17 protein-coding genes and 1 tRNA gene are annotated in these 16,652 nt (G+C 55.6%); 6 read left to right on the top strand and 12 right to left on the bottom strand.

Annotated elements, in window-relative coordinates:
- Positions 1-769 precede the first annotated feature (769 nt).
- On the bottom strand, positions 770-1,444 hold the full coding sequence (locus AC2FNC_RS06475; protein ID WP_480484216.1) for a TIGR04283 family arsenosugar biosynthesis glycosyltransferase: 675 nt from the start codon (positions 1,442-1,444) through the stop codon (positions 770-772).
- 73 nt (positions 1,445-1,517) lie between these two features.
- Here AC2FNC_RS06475 and ygfZ point away from each other — a divergent pair, with 73 nt between their 5' ends.
- Together ygfZ and AC2FNC_RS06465 are read left to right on the top strand one after the other, a co-directional pair.
- Positions 1,518-2,261: a CAF17-like 4Fe-4S cluster assembly/insertion protein YgfZ gene (gene ygfZ / locus AC2FNC_RS06470; RefSeq protein WP_480484217.1), complete on the top strand. Its 744-nt coding sequence runs from the start codon at positions 1,518-1,520 to the stop codon at positions 2,259-2,261.
- Positions 2,262-2,367: 106 nt separating this feature from the next.
- Positions 2,368-3,309 carry an ABC transporter transmembrane domain-containing protein gene (locus AC2FNC_RS06465; RefSeq protein ID WP_496714842.1) on the top strand — a complete coding sequence of 314 codons (942 nt, stop codon included), beginning with the start codon at positions 2,368-2,370 and terminating at the stop codon, positions 3,307-3,309.
- Between the two features lie 53 nt (positions 3,310-3,362).
- Here the strand turns inward: AC2FNC_RS06465 and efp are convergent, their stop codons facing one another.
- Positions 3,363-3,926 carry an elongation factor P gene (efp, locus tag AC2FNC_RS06460; protein ID WP_209503361.1) on the bottom strand — a complete coding sequence of 188 codons (564 nt, stop codon included), beginning with the start codon at positions 3,924-3,926 and terminating at the stop codon, positions 3,363-3,365.
- A gap of 219 nt (positions 3,927-4,145) precedes the next feature.
- Here efp and AC2FNC_RS06455 point away from each other — a divergent pair, with 219 nt between their 5' ends.
- Positions 4,146-4,466 carry a DUF6280 family protein gene (locus AC2FNC_RS06455; RefSeq protein WP_037310273.1) on the top strand — a complete coding sequence of 107 codons (321 nt, stop codon included), beginning with the start codon at positions 4,146-4,148 and terminating at the stop codon, positions 4,464-4,466.
- 162 nt (positions 4,467-4,628) lie between these two features.
- Positions 4,629-6,086, top strand: a complete 1,458-nt coding sequence (locus AC2FNC_RS06450) for a cobyric acid synthase (RefSeq protein WP_496714841.1) — start codon at positions 4,629-4,631, stop codon at positions 6,084-6,086.
- A 3-nt stretch (positions 6,087-6,089) separates the two neighbouring features.
- On the opposite strand, the gene AC2FNC_RS06445 is transcribed toward AC2FNC_RS06450, so the two are convergent.
- The 3 genes from AC2FNC_RS06445 to AC2FNC_RS06435 all read right to left on the bottom strand — a co-directional run bounded on the left by AC2FNC_RS06445 (position 6,090) and on the right by AC2FNC_RS06435 (position 9,118).
- The gene (locus tag AC2FNC_RS06445) at positions 6,090-6,878 is read right to left on the bottom strand and encodes a hypothetical protein (RefSeq protein WP_496714840.1); all 789 of its coding nucleotides are present in this window, start codon (positions 6,876-6,878) and stop codon (positions 6,090-6,092) included.
- Positions 6,879-6,951: 73 nt separating this feature from the next.
- The gene (locus AC2FNC_RS06440; RefSeq protein ID WP_480625034.1) at positions 6,952-8,370 is read right to left on the bottom strand and encodes a TolC family outer membrane protein; all 1,419 of its coding nucleotides are present in this window, start codon (positions 8,368-8,370) and stop codon (positions 6,952-6,954) included.
- Positions 8,371-8,464: 94 nt separating this feature from the next.
- A complete protein-coding gene (locus AC2FNC_RS06435) occupies positions 8,465-9,118 on the bottom strand; it encodes a protein-L-isoaspartate O-methyltransferase family protein (protein ID WP_480517618.1) in 654 nt (217 codons plus the stop codon).
- 224 nt (positions 9,119-9,342) lie between these two features.
- On the opposite strand from AC2FNC_RS06435, the gene AC2FNC_RS06430 reads away from it, so the two are divergent.
- A tRNA-Cys gene (locus AC2FNC_RS06430) sits at positions 9,343-9,416 on the top strand.
- A gap of 256 nt (positions 9,417-9,672) precedes the next feature.
- Entirely contained in the window at positions 9,673-10,254 is a 582-nt protein-coding gene (locus AC2FNC_RS06425; protein ID WP_496714839.1) for a site-specific integrase, read from the top strand.
- Between the two features lie 412 nt (positions 10,255-10,666).
- On the opposite strand, the gene AC2FNC_RS06420 is transcribed toward AC2FNC_RS06425, so the two are convergent.
- The 7 genes from AC2FNC_RS06420 to AC2FNC_RS06390 form a co-directional block, all read right to left on the bottom strand.
- Positions 10,667-10,996 carry a hypothetical protein gene (locus tag AC2FNC_RS06420; protein WP_170770237.1) on the bottom strand — a complete coding sequence of 110 codons (330 nt, stop codon included), beginning with the start codon at positions 10,994-10,996 and terminating at the stop codon, positions 10,667-10,669.
- Positions 10,993-11,265: a hypothetical protein gene (locus AC2FNC_RS06415; protein ID WP_170770235.1), complete on the bottom strand. Its 273-nt coding sequence runs from the start codon at positions 11,263-11,265 to the stop codon at positions 10,993-10,995. Before AC2FNC_RS06415 ends, AC2FNC_RS06420 begins: the two co-directional genes overlap by 4 nt.
- 246 nt (positions 11,266-11,511) lie before the next feature.
- Positions 11,512-11,895, bottom strand: coding sequence for a hypothetical protein (locus tag AC2FNC_RS06410; RefSeq protein ID WP_170770233.1), 384 nt, complete (start codon positions 11,893-11,895; stop codon positions 11,512-11,514).
- A 108-nt stretch (positions 11,896-12,003) separates the two neighbouring features.
- Positions 12,004-12,972, bottom strand: coding sequence for a sugar-binding transcriptional regulator (locus AC2FNC_RS06405; protein ID WP_170652436.1), 969 nt, complete (start codon positions 12,970-12,972; stop codon positions 12,004-12,006).
- Entirely contained in the window at positions 12,969-13,991 is a 1,023-nt protein-coding gene (locus AC2FNC_RS06400; RefSeq protein WP_170770231.1) for an ABC transporter permease, read from the bottom strand. The genes AC2FNC_RS06405 and AC2FNC_RS06400 overlap by 4 nt, the downstream gene beginning before the upstream one ends.
- Positions 13,988-15,019, bottom strand: coding sequence for an ABC transporter permease (locus AC2FNC_RS06395; RefSeq protein WP_170538859.1), 1,032 nt, complete (start codon positions 15,017-15,019; stop codon positions 13,988-13,990). Before AC2FNC_RS06395 ends, AC2FNC_RS06400 begins: the two co-directional genes overlap by 4 nt.
- Complete coding sequence (locus tag AC2FNC_RS06390) at positions 15,016-16,536, bottom strand: sugar ABC transporter ATP-binding protein (RefSeq protein ID WP_496714838.1); 1,521 nt, start codon at positions 16,534-16,536, stop codon at positions 15,016-15,018. Before AC2FNC_RS06390 ends, AC2FNC_RS06395 begins: the two co-directional genes overlap by 4 nt.
- Positions 16,537-16,652: the final 116 nt, after the last annotated feature.

Below are 16,652 nucleotides of genomic sequence, written 5' to 3'. Positions count from 1 at the left end.
GGGCACATGAGTTTTGTGACAGACAACCAATTGCCCCTGCTTATCCTGTTTTTTCTGTCAGGATCGATCGGCACCGCCTTTTTGTTCCGCAAACCAGCGGGGCACCGGGCGTGGAAACTGGCCGATCTGGTCTGGGTCGTGCTGGGTGGTATCGGCGCATTGGTGGCTGTTCTGGCAGGGCTTTATACGTCGGACAGTTCGCGACTGGATCGTCAGATTGATGTGGCCTACGCGGCAACATTGGCGTTCGACAGGGATGCCGCACGGTTTCGTCTGCGTTTCTGCGACCCTGCTTACGATCCTGACACGGCAGTGCTGTGCGACAAGGTTGAATTTCTGTCGGCTTCAACTGCCAGCAACTCGGAATTGCCCCTGTTCATCGCCGTTACCAACGAAGTAGCCCCCCTGCAGGGCCTGCACTTCCTGTTCGGAAGTCAGGCCAAGGATGATATGGACGAGCTACGGGATATGACGGCCAAAGCCGATGCTTTCGATATCGACCAGTTCCTCGTATTCACGTCCCTGGACGACAAAACTCAGGTAGCCATCGACAACATGCGCCGTAAGGTGCCCGCGATTGCCGGAGATTATCAGATCCTGGCACAAAGCTATGACGACCTGATCGAGCAGGTCGGCAAGTTGAAAAACGAATGGGAATACCTGCAGGCCAACGCCCATATTCTGGTGCTGCAAATCGTGGCGCTTTGTCTTGTTAGCTTTGCGGCCCCATTTCGATTGGGAAAATCTTTGGTCGAGTTACGTACGAAGCTCAACGCCGATAGCCCCGCGCCAACACCTGTGGATCAACTCCCAGAAAATAGCGCAGAAGTGTCCACAAGTTCCGCGTGCCCCGCCGAAACCAACCTGCCTGTTCGTAGCGCTCCGCGCTCGTAAAGGCGCGCGACTCGAGTATTGCGATCCGTGGCAATACGCGCACCAGCGCCACATCTTCCATCAAGGGTTGGTCCGGATACCCGCCAGCCGCCAGATAGACATTACGCTGAACCAGCAACCCCTGATCTCCGTACGGTAAACCGAACAGCCTGCTGCGCAAATTGGCCCATCCGGCCACCCAGGCTGGCGCAAGCCCACGCGCGCGAAAAGCCAACCGAAACGCCGCTGGTGCGTTGGATGGCAGATGGGCGCTTACGCTCTTGGCCCATCCCTCTTGCAACACGGTATCTGCATGAAGGATCAGAAGCCAGTCTCCATCAGCATGCGCGCACCCCCGGCGCAATTGACCGCCGCGCGATGGCTCACCTCTAATGACATGCGCGCCAACATCTTCTGCTATTCTCAACGTCTGGTCAGTTGAGCCTGCATCGCTGACGATCAGGTCCCGGATCAGCCCGGAATGCACCCCTTCCATCAGGGCTTCAAGGCACGCAGGCAAGGAATCGGCGGCATTCAAGGTTGGAATCACTACAGTGACGGGTGCGGGCACGTCCGATAACCTCTGGTCTTGGCTGCGAGACTTCCTATATCACGAGGCCAAAGGCAATGACGAGGACCAAGCCATGCCCACCCGCCGCATCCTGCGCCTGACTGGCTCGGACACCGAAAACTTTTTGCAGGATCTTGTAACCAATGACGTTCAGGGATTGGGCAATGGGTTGGTCTATGCCGCACTGCTTACACCACAGGGCAAGTATCTGGCAGATTTCTTTCTGAAACGCGATGACGTTGGGGTGCTGCTGGACGTGGCCGAGCCACTTGCAGATGACCTGATCAAGCGCCTGAACATGTACAAACTCCGTGCGGATGTGGTGATCGAAGGCACGGATCTGCATCTGCAGCGCGGCACAGGTCCAGCACCGGACACCGCCCTGCCCGACCCCCGTCACGCGGATATGGGTTGGCGTGACTATTCGACAGCCCCAGATGGCGATGACGGAACCGACTGGGACGCGCTGCGCGTTCGACACTGCATCCCCGAGGCTGGGGTCGAACTTACGCCAGACAGCTATATCCTCGAATCCGGGTTCGAGGCGCTGAATGGTGTGGATTTCAAAAAGGGTTGCTATGTCGGTCAGGAAGTGACTGCGCGCATGAAACACAAGACCGAGTTGCGCAAAGGCTTGCGGCGGGTCTTTGTCGAAGGATCGGTTCCGGCGGGGACTGAGATTACCGCAAACGGCAAACCCGTCGGCACCCTGTTCACGCAATCAGGCGGCCAAGGAATCGCGTATCTGCGCTTTGACCGTGCGAATGCAGACATGATGGCCGGAGACGTCGTGGTTCGCCTGACGGACCAAGCGTAACTTGTTGCCAAATCGGCACGGCCTTATCCGCCGTATGTTTCATAAAGTTTGAACCCGTTACCCAGCCCTGCCAATGTGTCGTCACAGGGGCAACACGGATACCCGCATGTTTCAGCTTTATTCCGCGATTTGGCGCGCCAGCGCCGGGCGGCAGATTATCCTCATCCTGTTATCCATTGCCATTGCGGCGCTTGCCGCTGTTCCGCTTGAATTTCAGCGCGATATCGTCAACCACCTTACGTCCAATGATCTTCACGTCGAAAAGCTGGTTCTGCTGGGCATCGGCATGATGATTGTCATCCTGCTGAGCCTCGCCCTGAAATGGGTTCTGGGTTTTCGCGCAGGGATATTGGGCGAAGACATGATCCGGCTGATCCGGCAACGCTTGCTCTGGCGCGCTACTGACCTGAAAGAAACGGGTGAAAACCTGCGCAAGGGCACCATGACGACCGCCATCTCGGCCGAAGCCGAGGAGTTGGGCAAGTTTGCCGGGGGCGCATTCTCGGACCCGGTGGTTCAGGTCGGAACGCTGATCAGCGTGATCGGGTACATATCCTCAACGCAGCCAGGCCTTGGCCTTATCGCGTTTTCCATGATTGTTCCGCAGATCATTATCGTTCTGGTGTCGCAACGCAAAGTGAACACGTTCGTCGCCGAACGCGTCCGCCTTTTGCGCAGCGCCACTGATAGGCTGACCACCGAGGATATCGATGCCGTCGAGCGGGATATCAATGCCCTGTTCGACGACATCTATGACACACGACGGCGCATGTTTCTTTGGAAGCTTTCGGCCAAGTTCCTGTTGAGCGTGATCAATGGCGCCGGAACCGTCGGTATTCTGATGTTGGGCGGTTATCTGGTGCTGCACGGCAAATCCGATGTCGGCACAGTGGTGGCCGCGACCAGCGGGCTTGGTCGGATACAGGGCCCGACCGCGTTCCTGATCGCCTTTTACAGACAAGTCAGTGCCAACCGCATCAAATACGAACTTATGTTGGAACTATTCGGCCCGGACCCCGCGCATTACCGGTACCGCAACAGTGCATAAAAAAGACCGCGCAGCGGCTGTCTGCGCGGTCTGATATTAAAAGCGACGAAACGTCACGCGCGTTCGGAATATTCCATGGTTTCGGTGTTCACGATGATCATTTCATCCTGACCGATGAACGGCGGCACCATGACTTTCACGCCATTGTCCAGAATTGCAGGCTTGAACGAGTTCGCGGCGGTCTGACCTTTTACGACCGGCTCAGTTTCGACGATCTTGCAGGTCACTTTCTGCGGCAGTGTCGCGTTCAGCGCTTCACTTTCGTAGAATTCGACAACAATCGTCATGCCATCTTGAAGGAACGGACGACGCTCGCCCAGCAAATCCGCTGGCAATTCAATCTGTTCGTATGTTTCGGCATCCATGAAGACCAGCATGCCATCGGTTTCATACAGGAACTGCTGATCCTTCTGCTCAAGGCGCACACGCTCAACCTTGTCAGCTGAGCGGAACCGTTCGTTCAGTTTTGAACCATTGCGCAGGTTGCGCAGTTCGACCTGCGCGAAAGCGCCGCCCTTGCCGGGCTTCACATGGTCAACCTTGACCGCGGCCCAAAGGCCGTCGTTATGCTCAAGCACATTGCCGGGGCGAATTTCGTTCCCATTTATCTTGGGCATTACATAAATCCTTCACAAACGGTTGATGCGTCAGTTGCGCCTCCTATATCTGGCGGGAACATACCTGACAAGACAACCAAACCTAGTGCTGCAGGTGCAGCGAGATATGCAAGTGACGCAACGCAACTATGCATATTAGCTGTATCCGAATCGCACTTTATCGGTCATAAGGACCGTCACGCCGAAAATTGCAAGAGCAAGAAAAACAAGGAAGACGAGATGAGAGATTTCGTTGACGGCACTGCCTTTAACAACGAACAAGGCAATCGTGCTCGCAAACTTTTCGCGGCCGTTGTGTTGGCCGCACTCGATGACGCCATTGCCGATGACAAGAAATATGGCAATGGTCCGGAACAAATCGCCCGTTGGGCGCGCTCGCGCGATGGACGCGAAGTGCTGTCTTGCGCGGGAATCGACCCGAACGAACGGGTTGTCAGCGGACTGATGGAGTTCGTTGGCCGTGGCGTGCGGACCTCGGTCGCGCTGTCGCGTGAAGAAAGCGAGCGTCGCAACGCCGCTCAGCAGGCTGAAGCTGCCTGATCCAAGGCTGTTTCAACTCAGAAAAAACGCGCTCTGCCATCAGAGCGCGTTTTTCTATGCGTATACCGCCACAATCCCGATCCCGGGCGTCAAGGTGAGTTCGGGGCTTCCCCTGCCCGCCCAAATCAGGTCATCTGCGCTTTGACAGGTAGGAGACAATCCATGGTTCGCGCCATCATGATTCAAGGCACCGGCAGCAATGTCGGAAAATCCGTTCTGGTGGCGGGGCTTGCGCGAGCTTTTACACGGAGAGGTCTTCGGGTTGCGCCCTTCAAGCCGCAGAACATGTCGAACAATGCTGCTGTTACGGAAAACGGTGGGGAAATCGGTCGCGCACAGGCCCTTCAGGCACGGGCGGCAAGGCGAGCGACGCATACGGATATGAACCCTGTATTGCTGAAACCTGAAACCGATACCGGCGCACAGATCATCGTTCAGGGGCAGCGTGCGGGCACCATGAAAGCCGGTGATTATCGCAAGGATAAATCCAGGCTAATAAGCGCCGCACTGGAAAGCTTTGACCGACTGTGCAGCGATGCGGATCTGGTTCTGATCGAAGGTGCGGGCAGCCCGGCCGAAACCAACCTGCGCAAGGGTGACATCGCCAATATGGGCTTTGCCTGCGCTGCGAATATACCTGTTATACTTGTCGGCGACATTCACCGCGGCGGTGTGATCGCACAGATCGTTGGCACTCAGGCGGTTCTGGATGAGGGTGATCTTGCGCGAATTCGGGGCTTCGCCGTCAATCGGTTCAAGGGGGATGTGTCCCTTTTTGACGAAGGGCGCGAGGATATCGCCTCTCGTACAGGGTGGCCCTGTCTGGGGGTTGTGCCATGGTTTCACGACGCCTGGAAACTTCCGGCCGAAGATATGATGGACATCCGCTCTCACACAGGCGGCACCTGCAAGGTTGTTGTGCCGCAGCTTGAACGGATGGCGAATTTCGACGACCTTGATCCATTGTCGGCCGAACCCGGTGTGAGTGTCGAGATCATACCGGCCGGACGCGCATTGCCGGGCGATGCCGATCTGGTTTTGCTACCGGGCAGCAAATCCACCATCGGAGATCTGGCCTATTTCCGTGCACAAGGCTGGGACATCGACCTGTACGGTCATGTTCGGCGCGGCGGGCATGTTCTGGGTCTCTGTGGCGGCTTTCAAATGCTGGGCAAGACCATCTCCGATCCCGATGGCGTGGACGGTCGACCGGGTAAGGTCGAAGGGTTGGGGTTGCTGGATGTAGACACGGTCATGGGGGGACAAAAGCAAGTTGTCCTGCGTAAGGCCCATGCCTTGCCGGACCGCGAGCCGGTCACCGGATACGAAATCCACATGGGCCATACAGACGGACCGGATTGCGCCAATGCATGGCTTGAGGTCGAAGGCCGCCCCGAGGGCGCGGCCAGCGCAAACGGGCGGATCAAGGGAAGCTATCTGCACGGTATCTTTTCGTCCGACGCATTCCGGGCGCGGTATTTGTCAGCGTTAGGCGTGACCTCGGACCTGTCCTATGAAGATGGCGTCGAGCAGGCGCTGGACGATCTGGCCGATCATCTGGAGCGCCACATGGACCTTGACCTGCTGCTCAGCCTCGCGCAGCCCCCGCACCGCAGCTGAGAGTTACTCCAGATCCTGAGCCGCAAGAGCGCGGGCGATCTCTCGTCTGACCATCTTGCGCACATTTCTTGTAATTCGCTCGCCCATCGTTCCTTGCAGTTCGGTGCGGACAACCTCTGCGATCAGGGTGCGCAGAGCGTCCTCGTCCATGTCGATCGTCCTGACGTTTTCGTCGGAATCAGGTTCTTCGGCATCGACATCAGACACAACAGCCTGAGACGACCGGATGAATTCCGCCTGATAAGGTGCACCTTCGTCCTGCTGAGCCGCCTCTGGTTCATCGTCTCCAGCAGCATCAATCGACATCGCAGCGGCAAATTCTTCTTCGACATCCCATGGCAGCGCATGTGACGGTGTGCCCGAATATGCATCCTGGCTGTCACCGTCCGGTTCCCACTGGTCTTCTGTTTGTGCAATGGCCGCTTCCAACGCTTCGATCTTTGCACTCAGGCTGATTGCAGCATCATCCGACGGGGCGTGTTTCGTCTCGGCTGCTTCTGGCTTGTCCTCGTCGGCGTTCGCGGGTTGACCCGTCTGAACGATGTCACAGGTTCGCAGCAACATCGGCTTGGCGGCATCTGTAACTTCGGCTTTGGATACAGCTTTAGCGGGAATCACTCCTAACTGATCTGGTGTGCTGATCCGCAAAGCATCGGTAAGCACCAGCCGCCCCGGCTTGCGTGCCTTAGTCGTTTGATCCGAGACGGATTTATCACGACTGTCTTCACTGACCAGACGTTTGACCGAAGACAGAACGTCTTCGATCCCTGCTTTCACGACATTATCAGACATTGTTCTCTACCGCTCTATCCTTGGATCAAGTGTAGCCAAACAATCCGTGCCTCACAACAAATAGTATTGGCGATCAGTCCCGGCGCAACGCTTTGAGAACACGATCCAGATCCTTGCTTTGCTTGCTGACCTGTGCAGGTGCATTCTTGACCAGGTTGTAATACAAAGTCGGATCATAGATTTGCACCGCCAGCCCAAGACGCTCGGCTGTCAGAAGGCCCTGCGCCTGCAACAACTGATAGGCAGCCCGCGACCGTTCGGTGCGCGAAGCAACTTCCGCCAGCTGTGCATCCAGCAAATCCTGCTGTGCATTCAATACATCCAGAGTTGTTCGCGCGCCCAGAGTCGCCTCTTCCCGGATGCCATCAAATGCCACCTGCGAGGCGTTAACGCGCTCGGTTGACGCCCTCAAACTGGCGCTGGCCGCCTGAAACGCCGCATACCGGTCGGTCACACCCTGCGTGATGTTCTTTTGAACGTTCAGCAGATTCGCACGCGAGGCATCCCGGCTGGCCATTGCGCGGCGCACATTTGCCGCCAACCGGCCACCTGCGTAGATGGGTTGATTGAAGTTCAGCGACACGGTCGCGTCGTTCACATAGTCACTATTGTCATAGCGCTCGGACACGCCAGCGTCGGCATTCAGGCTGACATTCGGCCCAAGGTTGGCCCGCTGTTGCTGCACGACCAGATCGAACGCCCTGACCTGATGCTGTGCCGACAGAATGGCCGGGTGGTTGCGTTGCGCCAGGTTCACAGCTTCAGCTTCGGAACGCGGCAGATTGGGCAGGCTCGGCTGGCCAGCCGTTCGCCCCGGTGCCTTTCCGACCGCGTTCACGTATTCGGCCTGGGCAATGCTCAATTCACCGCGTGCCACAGCCAGATCCGCCTGAGAGCTTGCCAGCTGCGCTTCGGACAATGCGACGTCCGTCCGGGTTACTTCGCCCACTTCGAAGCGGTCATTCGACGCCCTAAGTTCCTCTGCCGACACATCCACGTTGTTCTGGCGGATCGCCACGGTCTCTTCCTGCAACAGGACGCCCAGATAGGCATTTGCTGCGCGGATAAGAACCTGTTGTTCGATATCGATCAGGGTTTGCCGGGTCGATAGCACCGTTTCCTGCGCCGACTGCTTGCCCAGCACCGACGCGCCGCCATCATACAAAAGCTGGCTCAGCGTCAGGCCCGAAAAGAACCGCGACGGCTCGTTTGTCGTCACGACGTTATTGACCCGCGAACGGGTGTAATCCTGGCTGACCTGCACGGTCCAGTTGATGATTGGCCGCAACGCAGAAAGCGCAATGGCCACATCTTCATCCGCCGCGCGCAGCAACGCCCGGTTCTGCTCAAGCAAACCACTGGTGTTATACGCGCCGATGAACGCATCCGTTATGTTGTCTGCCCACGCTGCACGCCCTGGCATCACGCTCATGGCAAGTCCTGCGGTCACAGCAAACGCCCTGACCAGCTTACCTGTCGCCGAACCACGCATACCAAAATCCTCTCAAACGAAATTACACTGCCCTACAGGCAGTTTGCGGCCTTCTTTTCAACTAATCAAGGCGATAGAAAAATCTATCGGCGGACTATAGCGAAAATGCACACTCTGCCGAAAAACCTTCCAGAACCGGCGCATGGGCATTGAACACATCACGCCAACTGACGCGACCACCGGTTTTTCGACCGATCCGCACGGTACCCAGGTTGCCGTTGACAAACAGACACACGATCCGACCGTGGTCCTTGAGCTGATCCAACAGGGCATCGGGCACCTGCTCGACACCGCCCTGCACCATGATCGCATCATAGGGGCCGTGTTCCGCCACACCCTGTTCCAACGCGCCGACGTGGATGATGGCGTTGTGCACGTCAGCTTCGGCCAAGAGGTTTTGCGCCTCGGCTGCAAGGGTTTCGTCGCATTCAACACCCACAACCAACTCAGCCATCCGTGCGGTGACAGCCGTGGAATATCCCATTGCCGGAGCGATATCGAGGACCATCTCGTCCTTGGATATGTTCAGCACGTCCAGCATTTTAGCCAGGGTCCGCGGCTCCAGCATGCTGCGCCCTCCACCCAGATCAATCAGGCCGTCCACATAGGCCGCCTCGCGTTGAGAATCGGGTACGAAGCTTTCCCGCGGAACACTCAGCATAGCCTCAATGATCGGGAACTTGGTGACGTCAGAGGGGCGGATCTGTGTATCAACCATTGTGCGGCGCCGGGCTGCGAAGTCAGTCATTGGATATCTCGTCTCATTCCCAAAGATGTCGGGCTTGTGCCATATCCTGAACCTTCCAGCAACGCCCCTGTTGCCGCAACCTGAATCGTGATCACCTTCTTGGGCATGGACTTCGGCAAATTTCAGTCTTGCCGGCAAATTCGCACGCAATCCACTGGACGCCCCCGAGGAAAGCTGTTAAAAACCCAGTTACACCACAGCAAGTATTTGATTTTACTTGAAAAGGCGAGTTGGCGGAGTGGTGACGCAGCGGATTGCAAATCCGTGTACACCGGTTCGATTCCGGTACTCGCCTCCATTTCATTCTAAATCATTGACTTAGCCCTGTGGTGCTCGGGTGTGACACAAAGTGGGACACACCTACAATGATGCAGTCATCCTACCTAAGCCATTCAAGACACGGCGTTTATTACTTCCGCTGGCCTATCCCTCCGTCTTCTGAGCAAAAGAGAACATCTGTCAGAATATCGCTGCGTACCCGATGCCCGCATAGGGCTAGTGATCTGGCGCGATTTCTAGCATCTTGCGGTCGATTAATACCGGATCAAGAGAACGTGCCACGACTAAGACAAGACCAAATCCGATCAATGGTGCATCGGTACTTCAAGGCTTCGCTCGACAAATACTCGGAACGGCTGAACGACAAGGGTTTTTTCGAGAAAGCTGTAAGCGCAATGCAGCAGGAATGCAGCGTATGGTTCCTCAACATCATGGATGAAGGTGACGACGACAACAAACGTATAAAGTCAACTGCAGCTCGACGGAAAGTCCCGGTACACCCGGATTTGATCGGCCTAGGCTTCCTCGAATTCGTGGACAGAAGATGGAATGGCACCCGGTTATTTCCAGACTACAACTACAACGCAAACGGTGGCTATGGTCGAACCTTGGGGCGCTGGTGCAATGAGAGTTTTCTGCCTAAGCTAGGGCTTAAGGAACCCGCGCTAGTATTTCACTGCCTTCGCCATACAGTCGTAACACGACTGAGCCAAGCGGATGTTCCCGAACCTATTGTGCAATGCATCGTTGGCAATGCACGATCAGGTGTCAAGCAAGAGGTCTATAATCGGGAAGGCTACATGCTGGCCCAATTGAAAGAGGCCATTGACCGCATCACGATTGACAAAGCCAACTGAGCGATACTCGGGTCGGGGCCATTCCGCATGGCCTCTTCCATCTTCAAAGCAAAGTGGCCAGCTTCAATCCGCACTGCTTCGAGCACTATGGAAGTCACTTTTTCTATGACCTCCGCTCTGCTGTCCGGGCCAATCTTTTCCATGCCGCCCATGACTAAGAAAGTACGCAACGATAAACGCCGCGTAATGTGTGCAGTTATCAAGGTCGGATGGCAGCAAGTCGAATGCCTGCAAAGTTCGGTACGATGCGCGAAGTGCATCTGCAGTAATCTGTTTGTCCTAACAGTCGTGTTTGATTGCAGTCAAATTGCCAAACATGATGCACAAGCAATGTAGTGGTCAGGCGACTTGTTGTTAAGTTTCATGGTGCTTTCTTAACTGCGCTGTGTACCAAGTATCGACCGTTAAGACACTACCTTCTTAGATAGTCATATTGCGTATCGGCATCGAAACTTCGGCTTCCGCCATCGCGAACATCCAACACGAGGATGAAGGCTACGGGCGAAACAACAAAGAACAGAACCAAGGCGGCTACCTTCAACCTTTCGACCACCATGTCAGCATCTAGTCTGCTCTGAGTATAGCGAACGAACTTCACACCACCCCAAACAAATAACCCACATACGGCAAGTACGATTACTCCGAGATAGGCAACAAGAAACTCGCCGCTATTCTGCGTTGCAATGCCCAAAATCGAAGCGGCACCGAAGAAACTTATTAGGATGTAGTGAAGTCGCGTCATCGTATATTCTCGAATTGGTCGGCTTTTCGTGACTTTTTGCCCCAGTGGTGGGGAGAGACCTTCTCCAGTCCCGGCAAACTAGCAAGAGTAGAAAAAGGAAACGGACCACCTGCATAGCGCGCCTTTAGTGAATGCAGCGCCAGCAGGTTGTTGCCCTTGATGAGCAGGTTGTTGCCCTCCGAAGTCATGTACTCAGGTCTATACCTACGCTCACGATCAAGCCGTTCTTTCTGTCTACCTATGCCAAGCGGCATGCCCTGTCGCTTCACGTGTGCCCTCCCCCGCACCCCTGTGCGCGATGCAACGCAGTCTGCAAAGGTTCTTAGCTTCGCTGTAGGGAAGTAACCACCCTAATCAATCGAGTTCGATGATCGACCGCAGTCTCGGGTGAGTTAGCCCCACAAGAGTATTAGGTGCCAGACGGACCGCGATGTTCCGGCCCGGCTGGTCTTCGCTAATTCCACCAAGGCAGTTGGTATAGCTGATGTACCATTCAAAAGACTTACAAAGATACGTTAGCCAGACTGGTTTTCTTCCTCATCAGCACCCATCGCGATGTGAAGAGCTTCGTGGATCATGAAAGCCTCCAGCAAGGACAGACCATAACCTGTTCCAATTGGGATCATGTCACCAGAAATCGTCTTATTCACGTAGGCTTCGACGTCCCATCTCTCTCTTGCTCTTGTTAGATTTTGTACTTCCATTCGGTACATCGCATCTTCGAAGGCGTAGTTCGCTATTCTGATTGCCTTTTGGCGCAATGCGCCGGTTAGGCCCGGGCGACCAAACAACGGCGTCGCGTTTAAACGTGCAAAAAGATTATAGATGGCACCGTTTTTTTGAAGTTTCTCGAGGAAATTGAGAGAGGTAAAGCGGATTTGTTGCCCAAGCATCTGCACCAGCGTATCTCACGCGTCTGCGATCGAGAGCTGTTAGGTCTTATAAACCCAGTCAGATCTGCCTAAGAGCAATACAGGCACTCAGAAGAGCTGGGGGAAGCAGAGATGCTATCTATTTTTCACACTATCCAATGCTGATTGGGCCGTTACCTCATCAACCACCAACGTATTAATATGTTGGCCATTTAATGCAGCTAAGATCGGTTCAACTTTCTCTTTACCGCTCGCTACGCCAATTCGTATCGGAACCAACTTGGCGTCTAATAGCGGTAGGCTGACAAGTCTGGAGTTAAGCGCACTACTGCACAACTCTCCTTCACAATCGACCAGATGCCCGAGCAGTTCAGCCCTAACTCCGCTGTTGTACAGCTTTACCCGTTCCTCGTCAGACAACGGATGAGCTTTGTAGTAGGTCGCATCCTCATCGGTTACTGCACCCAGCCCCAATAACGAGACATTTGCGTTCCGTGCCTGATTGAGCACATCGCTGACCGCACGGACCGACAGGAGCATGTCGCGCTCTTCCTTGGTATCTGCGTGCAATGGAATGTGGATAAGAGTTGCCGTACCGCCAAGCCCGTCTGCAATGCGCGTTGCCAGATGGTTTACGTCTGTATAGTGCTGTCCCTGAACACCGCCCGTCATTGGTATGACAATGTTCGACGTAGCTCCTTGAGGTTGGAGGTGATTGGCAACAACGCTCAGGGCTTTGCCTCCCGAAATTGCGATGACATCGTCCTCTTTCACGATGTCCTGAAGATGCTGAGCTGCCGCCTTACCGACCAAATCCAGCGTGGTACCCGCATTCTCGGTGACGGTATCGACCACAAGAAATTCAACACCGGACCATCGCTGTTTCAGTTGGTTTTCCAGATTGAACAACCGCTGAAACGGGCTGTGAATACGAAATTCGACCATACCCATTTCGCGGCCCTGCTTGATAAGCCGGTTAACTTTTGCAGTCGACAACCTTAGATTTTTTGCGATCTCGGCCTGCAATTGACCTTCTTGAAAATGCAGGGTCAGGACACGTGCGATCAGGCGCAAGGTTTTTGGGTCAGGTCCGCTTGCGTTCAACTTTCACTGTCCTTTCTGCTCACCAAATGGTTCGACGCCGCTGCCAGCAACAACGCGGCTCCTACTACAAGAGTTTGGAAATAGGCGGGCACCAGTGTCAACATTCCGACGGTTAGGGACATAATTATCAGAGCCCCAATAAAGGACTTCAGAACACGCCCTTCACCGCCACTGAAGGCAGTACCACCCAACAGAACTACAAGTATAGCGGTTAACTCCATACCGTCACCTGACAATGGATCGCCCAGCGACATAAAACTGGACCGCGCGATCCCAGCCAGTGCAGCGCAGATGCCAATCAGCACGTAAAGGATGATCACGGTCCGCGCTGTATCGATGCCCGACAATTTCGCCGCCATTGGATTGCCCCCAGTTGCTGCCGCGTATTTCCCCAACTTCATCCGATCCTGCGCGACAATCATTGTGATCGTGACCAAAATGGCGACCCAGAATGCCCAAGGCAGACCAAAAAATACGCCATCGCGACCATAGTCGTTAAACCAACCCGGCATTTTCAACCCTCCGCCGGATTTTATGGCCGAAACGCCATCTTCGACCAACAATAATGCGATACCTTTATAGAGGCTCAGTGTGATCAGCGTGGCGATCACCGGCGTAATCTTTAATCGGATCACAAGAAAGCCGTTGATCGCGCCCAACAGAACACCGACCAAAACTGTTGCCAGAAAGGCAGGTACAAATGGTACACCGTTGATGGCCAACAGGGCATAGACCACCGCGCTAAGGCTCATGGCGCTACCCACGGAAAGGTCAATATAACCCGAGATCATCAGCAGCGTGAACGCCCCTGCAAGCGTCAGGATCGGGGCCGAAACGCGCAGAATGTTGATGATATTGCGCTCACTCAGGAAGTTGCCGCGCTCGAACAGCGGGAACTTGTCCAGATTGGCGGTGCTGAGCACTACGACCACAAGGATCAGGACCAAATAGATGTAGTAGTCTTTCAGGAACCGTTTTAGCCGGTCACCGGAATGTGGGGATTGGGTCAAATCAGTCATCCCGCGTGCCTCCGGGCCAAGGCCCAAGTCTGGGCCATGATCGCGATGAACACGGCGATGGCTTTTAGAGTGAATTGCCAGTCTGGCGACAGCACCAACCCAGTGGCCGCCGAGGTCACTGTCGCAAGAATGATCGCGCCAAAGAACATTCCGATGACAGAGCCGAACCCACCCGCGATTGCAACACCGCCCAGCAATGAGATCACCAGCGCGTCAAACTCCATCAATGTGCCGCGGTTCGAGAACCCGGATTTGAACTCGGACGCGAGCAGGATACCCACCCCCCCAGCCATCACAGCGCTGAACAGGTATAGCTTGACGACATGGCGCGCATTGTCGACCCCCGACAGGCGCGAGGCGACGGGGTTGGCGCCGATCAGATAGGTTAGCCGCCCGAAGACGGTCTTACGTTCGACAAACACTGCCACAAGGATCAGGGTCGCCATTAGCACCACCGGCAGTTTGATCGAGGTGCCGAACATGGTCATGTTCCCCAATGTCCCGAAATCCGCCGGCAGGTTGGTGTTGCGTTGCGAACCTTGCGTGACCACCTGAGCGATCCCGCGCGCCAGCATCATCGTGCCCAGCGTGACAATGATCGACGGCACCCGCAGCGCGACCACAAAGGCGGCGTTGACGGCTCCGATCGACATCGCGCCGATCAGCGCGCAGACCATTGCCAGCCACGTGGGCATTCCCCAGCCCGAAGACAGCGCGTTGGCCCCATCCGTCGCCTGCGCGAACCACACAGCCAGCACGCCGGACAGCGCCACGATACCTCCGACCGACAGGTCGAAATTGCCCGAGACCAGCAGGAACGTGACCCCAACGCCCAGCGAGATCACCGCCCAGTTGTTTGTCACCAGATTCACAACATTCTGAAACTGAAAGAAATTCGGCACCAGAATGGACGCCAGCAGGAACAACGCCACAGCGGCCCCGGCCACCAGAGACGTGATGAACATCTCATCGCTCAGCCTGTTGTCCTGTTTGGCCAGCCTGCGGCCTGCAACTGCCTGATCGGTCATTTGTTTTCACCGCCCCCGCCGGTTACAACATTCAGGATATGCTGAATGTCGACCTCTGTCCCGTTCTTGATTTCAGCCTGGATGCGCCCGTCGTACATCAGGAAAACCCGGTCGCAGATACCCAGCACCTCTTCGAGTTCGGATGAAAAGATGCAGATCGCGCGGCCATTGTTGGCCAGATCGCGGATCAGGTCGTAGATTTCGGATTTCGCGCCCACATCGACGCCGCGTGTGGGTTCGTCGAGCAACAGCATATCCGCATCTGCAAACAGGCATTTCGACAGGACTACCTTTTGCTGGTTCCCGCCCGAGAGTTTCTCGGCATATTTCTCAATCGAATTCGTTGCGATCCCCAGCTTGCCGACATATTCGCGGGCGACTTCTTTCTCACGCTCATCCTGAAAAACGCCGAAACTGGCCAGTTTACGGATCTTCATGATCGGAATGTTGCGCCGGATCGTGAGTTCGGTGAACAGACCCTGCGTACGCCGCTCCTCGGGCACCAGAGCGATGCCTGCGGCGATAGCCTCCTTGGGAGAAGCCGCACGTTTGCGGCCCTTGAAATCGATCCGCCCGTCGGCTTTGTCGGCCCCATAGATGGCGCGCGCAACCTCGGTCTTACCTGCGCCGACCAGACCGTAAAAGCCGACGATCTCACCCCCTTTCACGTGAAAAGACACGTCTTTCAGCAGGTGGTTGGTCAGCCCCTTGACCGTTAGCACCGGTTTACCCGCGATCTCACCACGCGGTTCATATTCATGGGTAATCGCACGGCCGACCATCATCTCGATTAACTCTGGGCGACCATTCACGTCTGCCAGAGGTTTTGTAGCGATGTGCTTGCCATCGCGCAGGACGGTAACGTTATCGCCCAGCTCAAAAATCTCATCCAATTTATGCGAGATATAGATGACCGTCACATCCGAGTCCCGCAGACGGCGGATGACCCCAAAAAGCCGTTCAACCTCGCGCTCCGACAGGGCAGCGGTGGGTTCATCCATAATGATAATACTAGCCCCGGAAGAGGCCGCGCGGGCAATCTCGACAATCTGTTTCTGCGCCACACTCAGCGATGAAACACGCGCTTTGGGGTCAATCGTCGGTTCTATCGCGGCAAGGGTTTCGACGACACGATCTTCAAGGTTGGACTTGACCAAAAAGCCAAACCGGCTGGCCTCCATCCCCAAGGTCAGGTTCTCAAGAACGGTCAGCTGATCGACCACATGCAGTTCCTGAAACAGCGTCCCCACACCGCTTTCGCGGGCGTCCTGCGTACTGTTCGGCTCAAAACTCTGACCCAGAATGGCCATCGAACCGCTGGTCGGGGCCAGCGCGCCGGTCAGCATCTTTACAATGGTCGATTTTCCGGCCCCGTTCTCGCCGACAAGGCAATGCACGGTGTTGCGTTCAATGTCGAAAGACACGGTATCCACAGCCCGCACGCCAGGATAGTCCTTGGTCAACTCTCTGACAGATAGTGCTTTTTCCTGCGCGTTTTCGGCAAAAGCATTCTGCACGATCATCCCCTTTTTGCCCGCGCCGTTCCAGAAGGCGCAAAATGGCCGCGCCTTGATGTCAGCTTATCCAAGTTTGATTGTTTTGCCACCAACACCGGGACCCATACGCAGATCCC

The sequence above is a fragment of the Ruegeria sp. BHSA123 genome (assembly GCF_059613425.1).
The sequence above is the reverse complement of the archived record's forward strand: the minus strand, read 5'-3'. Positions and strand labels throughout refer to the sequence as shown.

Excerpts from the sequence above, each read along its gene's own strand:
- efp (WP_209503361.1), bottom strand. The coding sequence starts at position 3,926 with ATGCCCAAGATAAATGGGAACGAAATTCGCCCCGGCAATGTGCTTGAG.
- AC2FNC_RS06450 (WP_496714841.1), top strand. The coding sequence starts at position 4,629 with ATGGTTCGCGCCATCATGATTCAAGGCACCGGCAGCAATGTCGGAAAA.
- AC2FNC_RS06435 (WP_480517618.1), bottom strand. The coding sequence starts at position 9,118 with ATGACTGACTTCGCAGCCCGGCGCCGCACAATGGTTGATACACAGATC.
- AC2FNC_RS06420 (WP_170770237.1), bottom strand. The coding sequence starts at position 10,996 with ATGACGCGACTTCACTACATCCTAATAAGTTTCTTCGGTGCCGCTTCG.
- AC2FNC_RS06395 (WP_170538859.1), bottom strand. The coding sequence starts at position 15,019 with ATGACCGATCAGGCAGTTGCAGGCCGCAGGCTGGCCAAACAGGACAAC.
- AC2FNC_RS06455 (WP_037310273.1), top strand. The coding sequence starts at position 4,146 with ATGAGAGATTTCGTTGACGGCACTGCCTTTAACAACGAACAAGGCAAT.
- AC2FNC_RS06400 (WP_170770231.1), bottom strand. The coding sequence starts at position 13,991 with ATGACTGATTTGACCCAATCCCCACATTCCGGTGACCGGCTAAAACGG.
- AC2FNC_RS06465 (WP_496714842.1), top strand. The coding sequence starts at position 2,368 with ATGTTTCAGCTTTATTCCGCGATTTGGCGCGCCAGCGCCGGGCGGCAG.
- AC2FNC_RS06440 (WP_480625034.1), bottom strand. The coding sequence starts at position 8,370 with ATGCGTGGTTCGGCGACAGGTAAGCTGGTCAGGGCGTTTGCTGTGACC.
- AC2FNC_RS06445 (WP_496714840.1), bottom strand. The coding sequence starts at position 6,878 with ATGTCTGATAATGTCGTGAAAGCAGGGATCGAAGACGTTCTGTCTTCG.
- ygfZ (WP_480484217.1), top strand. The coding sequence starts at position 1,518 with ATGCCCACCCGCCGCATCCTGCGCCTGACTGGCTCGGACACCGAAAAC.